The organism is Bacillus sp. FDAARGOS_527, from assembly GCF_003812125.1.
Lineage (GTDB): Bacteria > Bacillota > Bacilli > Bacillales > Bacillaceae_G > Bacillus_A > Bacillus_A paranthracis.
In genome coordinates, this window is record NZ_CP033795.1 from 779637 (window position 1) to 793399 (window position 13763).

14 protein-coding genes and 1 pseudogene are annotated in these 13763 nt (G+C 36.1%); all 15 read left to right on the plus strand.

Annotation, left to right across the window (positions count from 1 at the left end):
- Positions 1-60 precede the first annotated feature (60 nt).
- A complete protein-coding gene (gene ndk, locus EGX95_RS06415; protein WP_000415887.1) occupies positions 61-507 on the plus strand; it encodes a nucleoside-diphosphate kinase in 447 nt (148 codons plus the stop codon).
- Positions 508-777: 270 nt separating this feature from the next.
- Positions 778-1950 (plus strand): chorismate synthase, encoded by a 1173-nt coding sequence (gene aroC / locus EGX95_RS06420; RefSeq protein ID WP_001269361.1) that lies wholly within the window; start codon positions 778-780, stop codon positions 1948-1950.
- The gene (aroB, locus tag EGX95_RS06425; RefSeq protein WP_000427694.1) at positions 1950-3047 is read left to right on the plus strand and encodes a 3-dehydroquinate synthase; all 1098 of its coding nucleotides are present in this window, start codon (positions 1950-1952) and stop codon (positions 3045-3047) included. The genes aroC and aroB overlap by 1 nt, the downstream gene beginning before the upstream one ends.
- Before the next feature lie 120 nt (positions 3048-3167).
- The gene (hisC, locus tag EGX95_RS06430) at positions 3168-4280 is read left to right on the plus strand and encodes a histidinol-phosphate transaminase (RefSeq protein WP_001264010.1); all 1113 of its coding nucleotides are present in this window, start codon (positions 3168-3170) and stop codon (positions 4278-4280) included.
- Between the two features lie 463 nt (positions 4281-4743).
- Positions 4744-6006 carry a tetratricopeptide repeat protein gene (locus tag EGX95_RS06440; RefSeq protein ID WP_002080882.1) on the plus strand — a complete coding sequence of 421 codons (1263 nt, stop codon included), beginning with the start codon at positions 4744-4746 and terminating at the stop codon, positions 6004-6006.
- A gap of 73 nt (positions 6007-6079) precedes the next feature.
- Positions 6080-6616, plus strand: a complete 537-nt coding sequence (locus tag EGX95_RS06445; RefSeq protein ID WP_001095923.1) for a ReoY family proteolytic degradation factor — start codon at positions 6080-6082, stop codon at positions 6614-6616.
- Positions 6617-6770: 154 nt separating this feature from the next.
- Entirely contained in the window at positions 6771-7232 is a 462-nt protein-coding gene (locus tag EGX95_RS06450) for a YpiF family protein (protein ID WP_000871324.1), read from the plus strand.
- Between the two features lie 137 nt (positions 7233-7369).
- On the plus strand, positions 7370-7882 hold the full coding sequence (qcrA, locus tag EGX95_RS06455) for a menaquinol-cytochrome c reductase iron-sulfur subunit (protein WP_001290418.1): 513 nt from the start codon (positions 7370-7372) through the stop codon (positions 7880-7882).
- A complete protein-coding gene (qcrB, locus tag EGX95_RS06460) occupies positions 7883-8557 on the plus strand; it encodes a menaquinol-cytochrome c reductase cytochrome b subunit (protein WP_000932700.1) in 675 nt (224 codons plus the stop codon).
- 43 nt (positions 8558-8600) lie between these two features.
- On the plus strand, positions 8601-9368 hold the full coding sequence (gene qcrC, locus EGX95_RS06465) for a menaquinol-cytochrome c reductase cytochrome b/c subunit (protein WP_000554606.1): 768 nt from the start codon (positions 8601-8603) through the stop codon (positions 9366-9368).
- Positions 9369-9477: 109 nt separating this feature from the next.
- A pseudogene (locus EGX95_RS06470) lies at positions 9478-10633 on the plus strand (IS3 family transposase).
- Positions 10634-10763: 130 nt separating this feature from the next.
- On the plus strand, positions 10764-11354 hold the full coding sequence (locus tag EGX95_RS06475; protein WP_000262810.1) for a lipoprotein heptaprenylglyceryl N-acetyltransferase LhaT: 591 nt from the start codon (positions 10764-10766) through the stop codon (positions 11352-11354).
- Positions 11355-11378: 24 nt separating this feature from the next.
- A complete protein-coding gene (locus tag EGX95_RS06480; protein WP_000828233.1) occupies positions 11379-12065 on the plus strand; it encodes a lipoprotein intramolecular transacylase Lit in 687 nt (228 codons plus the stop codon).
- A 108-nt stretch (positions 12066-12173) separates the two neighbouring features.
- The gene (gene ypjB / locus EGX95_RS06485; protein ID WP_000831595.1) at positions 12174-12962 is read left to right on the plus strand and encodes a sporulation protein YpjB; all 789 of its coding nucleotides are present in this window, start codon (positions 12174-12176) and stop codon (positions 12960-12962) included.
- Between the two features lie 104 nt (positions 12963-13066).
- A complete protein-coding gene (locus EGX95_RS06490) occupies positions 13067-13747 on the plus strand; it encodes a zinc metallopeptidase (RefSeq protein ID WP_000499536.1) in 681 nt (226 codons plus the stop codon).
- The last annotated feature ends 16 nt before the right edge of the window (positions 13748-13763 follow it).

A 13763-nucleotide genomic window follows, 5' to 3' on the forward strand; every position in this document is an offset into this window, starting at 1 on the left:
GTTAATATGTGTGTGGGGATATACAATTACATACATAATTCAGAAGTGGAGAGATTTTTTATGGAAAAAACATTTCTAATGGTTAAACCAGACGGTGTACAACGTGCCTTCATTGGGGAAATTGTAGCTCGTTTTGAGAAGAAGGGCTTTCAATTAGTTGGTGCAAAATTAATGCAAGTCACTCCAGAAATCGCTGGACAACACTATGCTGAGCACACAGAAAAACCTTTCTTTGGTGAATTAGTAGACTTTATTACATCTGGTCCTGTATTCGCAATGGTATGGCAAGGTGAAGGTGTAGTAGATACAGCTCGTAACATGATGGGTAAAACAAGACCACATGAAGCAGCTCCTGGAACAATTCGTGGAGATTTCGGTGTAACTGTTGCCAAAAATATTATCCATGGTTCTGATTCGTTAGAAAGTGCAGAGCGCGAGATTGGTATTTTCTTTAAGGAAGAAGAATTAGTTGACTACTCAAAATTAATGAATGAATGGATTTACTAATTATTTTGAAATAATTTGTAAACGCTTTAATCACTGTGATAATAGTAGAAAGTGCAAGGAGAATAGGGGTATTCTTCTTGCACTTTTTTTATTTCTATTAGTTACGAAGTTAGAGCTGTTATGATATATTGATATGTAAAGTAAAGGCCTATCGGAGAATAAGCGAATGGCTGATGTATGAATAACTCTTTCATATTTTTAGAGTAATGAAAGATAAAATTATTGCTTAATATAGCGAGATAAATACATATACGAAAAGAGGAATAACGTATGCGATATATTACAGCTGGTGAATCTCATGGTCCACAACTTACAACGATTATAGAAGGTGTTCCAGCCGGACTACCATTAGTAGCGGATGATATAAATGAAGAGTTAGCTAGAAGGCAAAAGGGATATGGGCGTGGTAGACGCATGCAAATTGAAACAGATCAAGTGCAAATTGTAAGTGGTGTTAGACATGGAGAGACATTAGGTTCTCCAATTGCACTTGTTGTTGAAAACCGTGATTTTGCACATTGGACAAAAATTATGGGTGCAGAGCCGTTAACGGAACAAGAAGAAAAAGAAATGAAAAGGAAAGTAACAAAACCAAGACCTGGACATGCTGATTTAAATGGTGCGATTAAATATGGTCATAGAGATATGAGAAATGTACTGGAACGCTCTTCGGCACGCGAAACGACAGTACGTGTTGCTGCTGGTGCGGTTGCAAAAAAATTGTTAGCGGAACTTGGTGTTGCAGTAGCAGGCCATGTAATTGAAATTGGCGGTGTACAGGCTAAAGAGACTACGTATCGTTCAATTGAAGAATTAAAAAGTATTACAGAAGCATCACCTGTACGCTGTTTAGATGAAGAAGCTGGTAATCAAATGATAAAAGCAATTGATGATGCGAAATCAAATGGTGATTCAATCGGTGGCATCGTGGAAGTAATTGTGGAAGGAATGCCAATTGGAGTAGGCAGCTATGTGCATTATGATCGAAAACTAGATGCAAAATTAGCAGCCGCAATAATGAGCATTAATGCCTTTAAAGGGGTCGAGATTGGAATTGGTTTTGAAGCAGCACATAGACCGGGTAGCGAAGTTCATGATGAAATTTTGTGGGATGAAGAGCATGGATATACAAGAAGAACAAATAACGCGGGTGGTTTAGAAGGCGGTATGACGACTGGAATGCCAATTGTTGTGCGCGGAGTGATGAAACCGATACCTACACTATATAAACCTCTTCAAAGTGTCGATATTGATACGAAAGAGCCTTTTACAGCAAGTATTGAACGTTCAGATAGTTGTGCTGTTCCAGCAGCTAGTGTCGTTGCGGAAGCGGTTGTAGCTTGGGAATTAGCGACAGCTTTAATAGAACAATTTGGATTAGATCGTATGGACCTTATTCGTGAAAATATTGAGAAACATAATGAATATGCGAGGGGATTTTAATGGAAAACATACATATTCAAACGAAATCAAAAGAATATGATGTACATGTAGGAAAAGAATCGTTGTCACATTTGACAACAATCGTTCAAAACATGCAGCCATCTGTATCAAATATTATGATTATTTCAGATGAGGCTGTTGCACCTTTACATTTACAGACAGTTGTAGATGCGTTGCAAATAGATCAAAAAGTATTTTCATTCGTTGTACCGAGTGGTGAAAAAGAGAAGTCCTTTGAAAATTTCTATGCGGCTCATACGTCAGCTCTTGAAAATAAATTAGATAGAAATTCTTTAATTATCGCACTTGGAGGCGGGATGATTGGAGATTTAGCTGGTTTTGTTGCTGCGTCGTTTATGCGTGGAATTCGCTTTGTTCAAGTTCCGACTACTTTATTAGCTCACGATAGCGCGGTAGGTGGGAAAGTAGCAATCAATCATCCGTTAGGTAAAAATATGATAGGTGCATTCCATCAACCAGAAGCAGTTGTATATCATACGCCGTTTTTACAGTCTCTTCCTGAAAAAGAGTGGCGCTCAGGTTATGCAGAAGTGATAAAACATGCTCTAATTGGTGATGTAAAGCTATATCATTGGCTAAAAGAAGAAGTGCAAACATTAGCAGATCTTCGTGATGAGAAATTAATCCACATATTAACGAAGGCGATTCCTGTAAAGGCAAACATTGTAGCGCAAGATGAAACAGAAAAAGGCGTACGTGCACATTTAAACTTTGGACATACGTTAGGCCATGCTCTAGAAAAAGAACTAGGATATGGAAATATTACTCACGGTGACGGAGTAGCGGTTGGAATGTTATTTGCTATATTCTTAAGTGAACAAGTGTATAAGGTAAATCTTGCTTATGAAGAGATGAAGCAGTGGTTCTTGAAGTACGGCTATCCAAAAATGCCAAGTGATTTAAGTGTAGAACGCCTCGTTGGGTTGATGAAACAAGATAAGAAAGCGAATGCAGGAACAATTCATATGGTACTTATGCAGGAATATGGGGTAGTGAATGTCGTATCTATTCCTGATGAGACTGTTCATATTGCGTTAGAGGCATTTCAAAAGGATATGGGTATAAGAAGTAGATAACAGCTATGGAGAGCCTATTTAGAAGCATTTTCGTAATAGTGACAGTTATGATAAACAATTATAGTAAGGGAGTATAACCGTATTGTAATCGAATTGAATAAAATGACTGGGGGAAGAAAAATGAGAGTAAAAGAACAATTGTTAACTTTGAGAGCATATGTACCTGGGAAAAATATTGAAGAAGTAAAAAGGGAATATGGATTATCAAAAATTGTGAAATTAGCATCGAACGAAAATCCATTCGGTTGCTCAGCACGCGTAACAGAAGCATTAACTTCTTTAGCGAGTCAATACGCTCTTTATCCAGATGGACATGCCTTTGAACTTCGGACACAAGTAGCAAAACATTTAGGTGTTAAAGCGGAACAACTGTTATTTGGTAGTGGATTAGATGAAGTTATTCAAATGATTAGTCGTGCGTTACTACACGAAGGAACAAATGTTGTAATGGCGAATCCAACATTCTCACAATACCATCACCATGCTGTTATTGAAGGAGCAGAAGTTCGTGAAGTACCACTTAAAGATGGCGTTCACGATTTAGATGCGATGTTACAGCAAGTAGATGATCAAACGAAGATTGTATGGATTTGTAACCCGAATAATCCGACAGGTACATATGTAGAAAAACAAAAATTACTTTCATTTTTAGAATCAGTTCCTAAGTCAGCGCTCGTTATTATGGACGAAGCATATTATGAATATGCGGGAGCAGAAGACTATCCGCAAACATTACCACTTCTTGAAAAGTATGAAAATCTTATGGTATTACGTACGTTTTCAAAAGCATATGGTCTAGCTGCTTTCCGTATCGGATATGCAGTTGGTAATACGGAGTTAATCGGGCAGCTAGAAGTAGCGAGGTTACCATTTAATACATCGACTGTAGCGCAATCTGTAGCACTTGCTGCATTAGAAGATCAAGCATTTTTACAAGAATGTGTGAAAAAGAATGAAGAAGGATTACATCAATATTACGCATTTTGTAAGGAATATAACGTATTCTATTATCCATCTCAAACAAATTTCATTTTCTTAAAACTCGGTATTCCTGGTAATGAAGTTTTTGAACGATTAATGAAAAAAGGATATATTGTTCGTTCTGGTGCTGCATTTGGTATCGATGATGGCATTCGTATTACTGTCGGTTTGAAAGAAGAAAATGATGAAATTATAGAGTTACTGAAAGAACTTGTAAATGAGCAAGTACAGAAAGAGGAAACATATTCTTAAGAGATTGTGAAGGCTCCTATTAGAGGAGTCTTTTTTATCGCATTAAAAAAGTTGAAGTTTGGTAATTAAGTTGTTCTGTAAATCAAGATTGGTATGGCTCGATAATTAGTGGGAGAAGTTATTTGCACGGTCATAAAAGAAAGCGGTACAATAGAAGAAGGTAAGAAGGTATCGGTATCATATCCGAACCTTTGAACAATTAACTACTCTGTAAGAAGAAGCATGCTCATTCTAAAGGTTGCGTTCTAACAATGAGTTGCTTATGATAAAGTGAAACTTTAATCAGTGGGGGGATGTTTATCCCCCGCTGATTATTAGCCCACACCAATCGGGCTTTTACGGGCAGTTGCCCCCAAAACTAACTTCTTTGCCCTAGCTGAATTTTGAGGTGGGGTCTTACTGCCCGTTAATAGCGGGGTAAATGAACAGAAAAGAATATTTTTTAGAATTAAAGGAGACGTTTATGCAAAAGTTTGAACAAGCTGTTTCATATATTGAAAATGGTGAAGCGGAAAAAGGATTACAATTATTAAAAGAGCAATTAAAAATTGCGAATGATGAAGAGAAGTATGATATTGCTCGCTATTATCATACTCTTGGATTTACGGATGAAGCGTTAGCTATTACAGAAGATTTGCGTTTATTGTATCCAGAGGAAAGTGAATTCACTGTATTTTTAGCGGAATTATATATTGATCTAGATAAAGAAGATGAAGCGATTGAAGTACTTCATGATATTCCGGAAAATGATGATTTATATGTTCAATCGTTATTACTTGTAGCGGATTTATTCCAAATGCAAGGTTTCGATGATGTAGCAGAACAAAAACTATTAAAGGCGAAAGAAATGATGCCTGACGAGCCTGTCATTACGTTTGGATTAGCAGAGTTATATAGTAGTAAAGGTGAAGAACAAAAGGCAATTACTTATTATGAGTCGCTATTAGCGGAGCATAAAGTAATGGGTGGTGTTGTCATTGCACTGCGCCTTGGAGAAACGTTAAGTGCCATTGGAAATTGGGAAGAGGCGATTTCTTACTATGAAGCAGGTTTAGAGGAACAAAAAGATATTCACTCATTATTTGGATATGCCTTCACATTATACCAAGGTGAAGAATACCAAAGAGCAATTGGTGCTTGGCAAGAACTAAAAGAATTAGATCCTGAGTATGCATCGCTTTACATGTATTTAGCGAAAAGCTATGAAAAAGAAGGAATGCTTCAAGAAAGCTATGAAACACTTCATAAAGGAATTAAAGTAGATGAACTTTCTGTACCATTCTATGTAGAATTAGCGAACATTGCAGCGAAATTAGGGAAAATAGCGGAAGCAGAGGAAGTGCTTCAAAAAGCGCTTGAGTTAGATCCAGGACATTTAGGTGCAACATTAAAATATGCATATATCTTAAAGGAACAAGAAAAGTATGAAGAGCTAATTGCCGTTGTAGAGCGTGCTATCGATAGCGGAGAACCAGATACACAACTACTTTGGGATCTTGCGTTTGCAAAAAAACAATTAGAAATGTATTCTGATGCATTAAAACACTATGAAAGTGCATATACTTCTTTTAAGAATCATCCAGACTTCTTGGAAGAGTACGGTTATTTCTTATTGGAAGAAGGTATGCGAAAAGAGGCGAAAGAAGTATTTACTCAGTTAATACAACTAGACCCGACACAAATTCATATTGAAGAATTGTTATATAATTTAGAGGATTTTTCATAAGTTGGAAGGAAACTGAATACCGCTTCTTGAATCTAAAAAGAAAAGAGAAAGACAGAGGAGGGACTTAATTGCTATGAATACCCCTGTTTCTGTAAACGAGAAGAAGGATTTTGTAAAATGGTTTTTGAATAATTACCAACTGAAACAGCGTGAATGTGTATGGATTTTGAATTATTTAATGAGTCACGACCAATTGATGCATAAAGTCCACTTCGTAGAGCATGCAAAATATTGTCCGCGTGGCTTAGTAATGTCCGCGAATTGTGTAAAAGACACACCGTTTCACTTTTTTAAACAAAATGTTATGACAACAGATGCTGAAAAATCGTTTCATGATATTCGTTTAAATCGAGATGAGGATATTTATATTCAACTCAATTTTAAATCATCGTTTCAAAATGCCAATTACGTAGCTGTATTAGAAGAAAACCCATATTTACCAAAGCACATTGAAGTAAATGAAAAAGATCGTTTACTTGCAGAAAGGTTTTTAGAAGAAAGTGTATTTTCTTTTAGAAGAGAACGTCTTTTAAAACAAATTGATGAAGCGCTGGATAAGCAAGATAAGGAAGCGTTTCATAGGTTAACAGCGGAGTTAAAGATGTTATAGAATTCATTTGGATTCATAAAATTTTACAAATTTCAGACTTTTTCAAGAAAAACTACCTTAATATAGGTAGTTTTTCTTTTTTTACCTCTTTTAGTATGGTTTAATATATATAAAGTGAAAGTTCTGTCATTTATAGATGGGGGAGGGAAGACATTTGAAATGGATTGTAAAAGATGTGGAACAGTTTGAGCAAGCAAGAGAATATGTAGATACGGGTGTTATACCACTTTTATCAATTTCAACAGCGAAAGAAATGAAAATGGTAGTAGAACAAGGGGAATTTATCGAATTGTTGAGTATGGAGCTAGAAAGAGAATATAAAGGAAGAGTGCTTTTATTACCTGCATTTACGTATCTTGTAGAAAGTCAAAAAAACGAAAAAGGTCGTTTGCAAGAATGGACAAATCATTTGAAAAAGCAAGGTTTTAAGCATATTGCTTATGTTACAAGTGATTTTTCATGGAAAGAAGATATGCAAGAATTGCAGGGAGATTTATTTTGGTTTCCTTCATTAGCGTTAGAACAATTTAGTGATCAAGCGAAAAGAGAAGTGATTCATGCACATATAAAAAATATAATGGTAATGTTAGAAGAAAAGTGGGGAAAACAACAATAAACAGAAAGTTCTTATTATTATGAGTAGTATGATATTGACCTGTGCATGAGCGTATTATATCATGATAGTGTCCTAGTTTTTATTTTTTATATAATTTATCACGAGGGGACAATTTCTGATAGAGGGGGGAAATTTTCGTGAGCGAGAAAGAACATCGTGTGTCAAGAAGACAGTTTTTAAATTATACCCTTACAGGGGTAGGAGGCTTTATGGCGGCGGGTATTTTAATGCCGATGACGCGATTTGCGCTTGATCCGGTGTTAAGAAAAGAAGCGGGAACGGATATGGTTGCTGTTGCACAAGTAAAGGATATTACAACAGAGCCGAAACGTTTCGACTTTAAGGTGAAGCAGGTTGATGGTTGGTACAAGTCCGAAGAGCCAAAATCAGCTTGGGTTCATAAAGATGAAAGCGGAGACATTGTTGCGTTCTCTCCAGTATGTAAACATTTAGGATGTACAGTGAACTGGAATTCGGACAAAGCACATCCGAATCAATTCTTTTGTCCATGTCACGGGGGCCGTTACACAAAAGACGGGATAAACATTAAAGGCACGCCGCCCCTTGCGCCGCTCGATGTATACGAATCTAAAGTGAAAGATGGAACGCTGTACTTAGGAAAAGCGAAGCCAAGAGGGGGTGCAAAGTAGATGCTAAATAAAATTTATGATTGGGTAGATGAAAGGTTAGATATTACACCAATATGGCGTGATATCGCTGATCATGAAGTACCTGAACATGTAAACCCGGCACATCACTTTTCTGCATTCGTTTATTGCTTTGGCGGACTTACCTTTTTCGTTACTGTAATTCAAATTTTATCTGGAATGTTTTTGACGATGTATTATGTGCCTGATATTAAAAATGCTTGGGAATCGGTTTATTATTTGCAAAATGAAGTTGCATATGGGCAAATTGTTCGTGGTATGCACCACTGGGGTGCTAGTCTCGTCATTGTAATGATGTTTTTACATACACTTAGAGTTTTCTTCCAGGGTGCGTATAAAAAGCCTCGTGAGCTAAACTGGATTGTTGGTGTTCTTATTTTCTTTGTTATGTTAGGTCTTGGTTTTACCGGATATTTATTACCGTGGGATATGAAAGCGTTATTTGCTACGAAAGTAGGGATTCAAATTGCAGAGCAAACGCCGCTCATTGGTCCTTACATTAAAACATTACTCGCTGGTCATTCCGAAATTGTTGGCGCTCAAACATTAACTCGCTTCTTTGCTATTCACGTCTTCTTCTTACCAGCAGCACTTCTAGGTTTAATGGCCTTCCACTTCATCATGATTCGCAAACAAGGTATTTCCGGTCCACTATAAGAGATTGCTAAATTAAAGGGGAAAGAACTAAAGGAGGGAGATTATGCATCGCGGCAAAGGGATGAAGTTTGTAGGAGATTCTCGGGTACCAGTAGCTCGGAAACCAAATATTCCAAAAGACTATTCGGAATACCCAGGGAAAACAGAAGCATTTTGGCCGAACTTCTTGTTAAAAGAATGGATGGTTGGTGCAGTTTTTTTAATTGGTTATTTATGTTTAACAGTGGCGCATCCGTCACCGCTTGAAAGAATGGCGGATCCAACTGATGCTGGGTATATACCACTTCCAGATTGGTATTTCTTATTCTTGTATCAGTTATTAAAGTATTCTTATGCTTCTGGCTCATTTACTGTAATTGGAGCGTTCATTATGCCAGGGATTGCGTTTGGCGCATTACTGTTAGCTCCATTTCTTGATCGAGGCCCAGAAAGACGCCCATTGAAGCGTCCTGTAGCAACGGGATTTATGCTTTTAGCAGTTGCATCGATTATCTTTTTAACTTGGGAATCTGTAGCACACCACGACTGGGAAGCTGCAAAAAAACAAGGAGCAATTGTAAAAACAGCACCAGTTGATAAAAATGATGACGGTTATAAATTAATGCAAAAAAATACTTGTTTAACATGTCACGGTGACAATTTACAGGGCGGCGCAGCAGCACCAGCACTGCAAAATTTAACTTTGAAGCCAGAAGAAATTGCTAAAATTGCGAAAGAGGGAAAAGGTTCCATGCCTAAAGGTGTATTTAAAGGTACAGATGAGGAACTGAAGAAGCTTTCGGAATTCGTTGCAAAGTATAATAAAAAATAATAAAAAGCTGACTACAAAATTTTGAAGTGAACCCGAATAGTGGTACATGAAAAAAACACCTCCTGAATTCGCATACTAAGTATGCAAATTCAATGGAGGTGTTTTTCGTTTGAAGACAAGAGTTCATTACCCAGAAGAAACAAAGTGGAAAGTGATTGAAATGAAGAAAGACGGCTATTCAAATCGTACAATTATGGAGAAACTCGGAATTAAAAATGTTTCCCAAATTAAGACATGGATGAAATGGTATCGTACAGATCAAACGTATCGTTTTCAACAACCTGTAGGAAAACAATATTCTTATGGAAAAGGACCAAAAGAGCTCAGTGAATTAGAACAGCTACGTTTAGAAAATAAACATCTAAAAACAAAATTACTTGTATGGGGAAAGTATCTGGAAATCGAAAGGGGCTGAAACCAGAAACTGTAGTTACTTTATGGGAAAATGTAAAAACAAAAATAACGGTAAAAGAATTGTGTAACGTATTAGAATTACCCCGTTCCACATTTTATCGTTGGTTACAACGAACGGAAGATTTGAAAGATGGTATAGAAGAGAAAATAAAGGACGTTTGTCTTAGGCATAAATTCCGGTATGGATATCGAAGAGTGACCGCTACTCTTCGAAAAATGGGACTGTGTGTCAATCATAAAAAGTATTACGAATCATGAGACAAAATCACATTCTTTCAAAAGTACGTCGAAAGAAAAAGAAATATATCAATGGTGCGGAGCCAATGGTAGCCCCTCATCGATTGGAGCGCCAATTCGATGCATCCAGACCAAATGAAAAATGGTTTACGGATGTGACGTATCTCTTATTTGGAGAGCGTACTTTGTATTTATCAACGATTATGGATGCCTTTAATCGTGAAATTATTAGTTGTGTCATCAGCGAATCACAAACACTGACATTAGCGATGAAGACATTAAAACAAGCAATGAGAGGGCGAAAAGTAAAAGATGTCCTTCTTCACTCAGATCAAGGAAGTATTTATACAGCAAAAGAATTTCAAGCGTATGCCAAAGAAAACGGCATTATCACCAGCATGTCCCGGAGAGGAAATTGCCATGATAATGCCGTCATGGAAAGCTTCTTTGGTCATTTAAAAAGTGAAGCTTTCTATTCACAAAAGATAACAAAAGTATCCAACACAACTGTGCGAAAGATTGTGCTAGAATACATTCATTACTACAATTGTGTGCGAATTCAAGAAAAATTAAACCACCTATCCCCTAAAGAATTTAGGGAACAAGTGGTTTAGGTGTTTTGATTGGTGTCCCGTTTTCGGGGGTCACTTCAATTTGTAGTCAGCTTTTTATTTTGATGATAGAAAGTTTACTATATAATAGAGTAGAGTTTGATGAAAGAATGAAAGGTGTTGGACATACAGCTTGGTTTACTTGTATGCAATGTTAAAGCAACGCTCCGTATTATCATTTTTATTAGTTGTTAACATATTAGGTACAATATACGGATTTATATGGTATGGAAATCAATTAAAAGAAACTTTACCTATATTTTGGCCGTTTGTACCCGATAGTCCTATGGCAAGTCTCTTTTTTGTCTTTGTTTTAATCGCTTTTTTAATAAAGAGAAATTGGGGATTAATAGAGGCGCTAGCGATTGTTACTTTAATAAAATATGGTATATGGGCTGTTGTTGTAAATGGGGTTATGATCTATGTAAAAGGTCCTATTGGCCTTATCGGTTATATGTTAATGCTTTCACATTTTGCGATGGCAGTACAAGCAGTGCTATATGCACCGTTTTGCCGTATAAAAAAATGGCATTTTGCGGTAGCCGCTATATGGACATTACATAATGATGCAATTGATTATTTGTTCTGGCAAATGCCGAGATACGGAATTATGCATTTGTTTGTAGGAGAAATTGGTTATTTTACGTTCTGGTTAAGCATTGCTGTGCTTTGTATGACATATTATTATTGCTTACGTGAGAATCGAAAACAGTTTTCTTTATAATCGTTAGAACATTAGGGGGAGAAAATGAAGAGAAATACGAGTGGTACAAAAATATTGGATCGATTGATTACGATAATTGTTTCATATAGCATAGCATTTTCTATATTTGCACTCGCAACAACGGCGGTTGTATATGGAAAATGGCTATATTATTTTGAAATTGATTTTTTAAACATTCCAGATTTAGCAGATATGACGAAGGATGATATTAAAAGAAATTATGATGTGCTTATCACATATTTATCTCCGTTTTATGACGGTGCATTACAGTTGCCCACATTAGATATGTCTACAAATGGCCGTATTCATTTTGTAGATGTTAAAAATATTTTAGTAAAGATACAATATGTAATGTATGCGACAATTATAATTGCAATAGTAGGCGGCATGTATTTATTAAAAAAGAAAAATGAAAAGTTTTTACTGCATGGATCGATTGTAACAATTATCTTTCCGATTGCGCTTGTGTTACCAATTGCTATTAATTTTGAAAAGAGTTTTGTATTATTCCATAAGCTTTTATTCAGTAATGATTATTGGATGTTTGATATTGAAACGGATCCGATTATATTAATGTTACCAGAAGAGTTTTTTATGCATGCAGCGTGTGCTATTTTATTATTTATTTTATGTGGTAGCATAATTTGTTATAGCTTGTATAAATATTTCGTAAAAAAGAAAAGGATTTCAAAAGAAAAATTCTCTGTTTAAAGAGAATTTTTTTTGTTTGTAAAACGATAATATATTTTTCGGTCCAGTTCTGTTCTATTCTTGTCCACATTAACATATTTTGTACTAGTAGTTATAGGGGGGACCGTGATGAAGAGAACATTAATTGGACTGATTGCATTTCTAATTATCATGTTTCCGTTACGTATATATGCTGAGGAGTGGAGTGAACTAACAGGGTTGTTAGATGACTCATTACAATTAGTGAAGCGTAATGAAGATGAAAAAGCAGTACAAGTACTGCAACATTTCTCGGAGCAGTTTGTAATAAAGGGGAATGAAAAGAAGCAGGAAGTAACGCCAGATCAAGTTAGAGTTATTTCTTTAGCTTACGACAAGGCGAAACAATCTCTCGCGGAAGAAGATGTAAGGAAACAAGTTAAAATTGATAATGTGTTAGCCCTGCAGCTCGCTGTCGATGCGCAAGTATCGAAATACCAACCACTTTGGATGGAAAGAGAAGGAAAAGTAATGGATGCCTTTTCTCAAATGGAAAAAGCAATGAAAAAAGAAGATACGGGACAGTTTCAACAAACGTTAAACACATTTTTACATGAATTTAATATTATTTATCCAAGCTTAATGATTGCCTTGCCAGAAAATGAAGTGCAGCGTGTAAATGCCCATTTATCTTATTTGGATGAATTTCGTAACGTTATGTTAAAAACAAAAGGTGGGCAAATGCAATTAGGAATCATTAAAGGAGATTTGCAAAAAATATTTCATACAGTAAAAAAAGATGAAATTGCACCTTCTCTCATTTGGTTTATGACAATTACTGGAGGTCTTATTTTATTCACATTAACTTATGTTGGGTGGAGAAAGTATAAAGGAGAGAGAGAAAAAAGAAAAAGTAATGTACATTCTAAGAATAGATAATGTAATAAATAAAGATTCGGATTGTAAGGTTTATTCATTGACAATGGTGGCAGAAGAAAATAGAATGAGAAGTACTATAATTAAAACTTCAATGGAGGTTCATGATGTTTTATTTAATTTACTTCGCGATCATTTTGATCATACCGTTGTATGCACAGTCAAAAGTACGTAGTGCCTATAGCAAGTATTCACAAGTTTATTCAACATCAGGTATGACAGGAGCAGAAGTGGCTCGGAAAATCTTAGATGAAAATGGATTATACAACGTAGCTGTAGAAGAAACACCAGGTCATTTATCAGACCATTATGATCCAACTGCCAAAACAGTTCGATTATCAACAGATAACTATTACGGTCATTCAGTTGCTGGTACAGCAGTTGCAGCACACGAAGTAGGACACGCAATTCAAGATGCAAAAGATTATAACTTTATGCGTATTCGTCATTCGTTAGTGCCAGTTGCGAACTTTGGTTCAAATATTTCTTGGATATTTATTATGATCGGTATTTTTGCATCGATGGCCAACATGATATTTTTAGGTATCATTTTAATGGCAGCAGGTGTTGTGTTCCAACTCGTTACATTACCAGTTGAGTTTGATGCATCAAAGCGTGCGATGCAACAAATTGAAGCGTTAGGAATCGTATCAACAGATGAATATGGCCAAGCTCGTAAAGTATTAAATGCGGCAGCATTAACATATGTAGCAGCTGCAGCCGTAGCGGTATTTGAATTATTACGTCTCGTATTAATTTATACTGGTATGCAGCGTAGCGACGACTAAAGACTATCAATTTTGA

Bases quoted from the DNA above. Each gene is read 5' to 3' on its own strand.
- aroB (WP_000427694.1), top strand. From the start codon at position 1,950: ATGGAAAACATACATATTCAAACGAAATCAAAAGAATATGATGTACAT.
- qcrB (WP_000932700.1), top strand. From the start codon at position 7,883: ATGCTAAATAAAATTTATGATTGGGTAGATGAAAGGTTAGATATTACA.
- qcrC (WP_000554606.1), top strand. From the start codon at position 8,601: ATGCATCGCGGCAAAGGGATGAAGTTTGTAGGAGATTCTCGGGTACCA.
- ndk (WP_000415887.1), top strand. From the start codon at position 61: ATGGAAAAAACATTTCTAATGGTTAAACCAGACGGTGTACAACGTGCC.
- EGX95_RS06440 (WP_002080882.1), top strand. From the start codon at position 4,744: ATGCAAAAGTTTGAACAAGCTGTTTCATATATTGAAAATGGTGAAGCG.
- EGX95_RS06445 (WP_001095923.1), top strand. From the start codon at position 6,080: ATGAATACCCCTGTTTCTGTAAACGAGAAGAAGGATTTTGTAAAATGG.
- EGX95_RS06490 (WP_000499536.1), top strand. From the start codon at position 13,067: ATGTTTTATTTAATTTACTTCGCGATCATTTTGATCATACCGTTGTAT.
- hisC (WP_001264010.1), top strand. From the start codon at position 3,168: ATGAGAGTAAAAGAACAATTGTTAACTTTGAGAGCATATGTACCTGGG.
- aroC (WP_001269361.1), top strand. From the start codon at position 778: ATGCGATATATTACAGCTGGTGAATCTCATGGTCCACAACTTACAACG.
- ypjB (WP_000831595.1), top strand. From the start codon at position 12,174: ATGAAGAGAACATTAATTGGACTGATTGCATTTCTAATTATCATGTTT.
- EGX95_RS06480 (WP_000828233.1), top strand. From the start codon at position 11,379: ATGAAGAGAAATACGAGTGGTACAAAAATATTGGATCGATTGATTACG.